The organism is Acidobacteriota bacterium (genome assembly GCA_030949985.1).
Lineage (GTDB): Bacteria > Acidobacteriota > Polarisedimenticolia > J045 > J045 > JALTMS01.
Genome location: JAUZRX010000091.1, coordinates 1 through 1,044, shown reverse-complemented (window position 1 = coordinate 1,044; position 1,044 = coordinate 1). Strand labels below are relative to the sequence as shown.

1 protein-coding gene is annotated in these 1,044 nt (G+C 70.9%); it reads left to right on the top strand.

All coding sequences use genetic code 11. The features are described from left to right. On the top strand, positions 1–1,044 hold a 1,044-nt coding region (locus tag Q9Q40_14435), incomplete at both ends, for an enoyl-CoA hydratase-related protein (GenBank protein ID MDQ7008416.1).

Here is a 1,044-nt window from a genome sequence, read left to right as displayed (position 1 = left end):
TGGCGCTGATCGTCGAGGGCTCCGCCAAGGCGCTCCGGGACGATCCCTGGCGCGAGTATTACCGCCTGCCCGGATGGCTGGGGGGGCTGGTGGAGCAGGGGGCCCTGGGTCAGAAGACCCGTGCCGGCATCTACCGCAAGGAGGGGCGCGACATCCTCGTGTTCGATCCGGCCCGCGGCGAGTACCGCCCCAGCGAGCCCCGGGTGGACGAGGAGGTCCAGGCCCTGCTGGCGATCGGGGATGTCGGCGAGCGCTTCGCCGCCCTGCGCCGGAGCGGACACCCCCAGGCGCACCTGTTGTGGGCCTGCCACCGGGACGTGTTCCACTACGCGGCCTTCCTGCTGGCCGGGATCGCCGATACCGCGCGCGAAGTGGATCAGGCCATGCGCTGGGGTTACGGCTGGCGCGAGGGACCGTTCGAGACCTGGCAGCGGATCGGCTGGGAACGGGTCAACGGCTGGCTGCGGGAGGAGATCGCCGAGGGCCGGACCATGGCCCCGGCCGCGCTGCCCGACTGGACCGGGCGTATCGCCGGCGTGCATGGCCCACGGGGCTCCTATTCCGCCTCGGCGGATACCTTCAAGCCGCGCTCCAGCCTGCCGGTCTATGCCAGGCAGCGGATGCCGGAGCGGCTCTACGGAGAGCCGGCGCCGGAGCCGGGCGGGACCCTCTACGAGAACGACGGCGTCCGCCTGTGGGAGGGCGACGACGGGGTGGCGGTGCTGAGCTTCAAGAGCAAGCAGCACGTGATCGGACAAGAGGTGCTGGAGGGGTTGCGCGAGTCCGTGGCCATCGCCGAGCGCGACTACCGCGCCATGGTGATCTGGCAGGCGCGCGCGCCCTTCAGCCTGGGCGCCGATCTCAAACAGTTCCTGCCGATCATGAAATCCGGCGACGGTGGGCGGATCGACCGCTTCCTGGAGGAGTTCCAGCAAGCCATGCTGGCCATGCGGTACTCCTTCGTCCCGGTGGTGGCGGCGGTGGACGGCATGGCCCTGGGCGGGGGGTGCGAGCTGTTGATGCACTGCGACCGGGTGGTCGCCT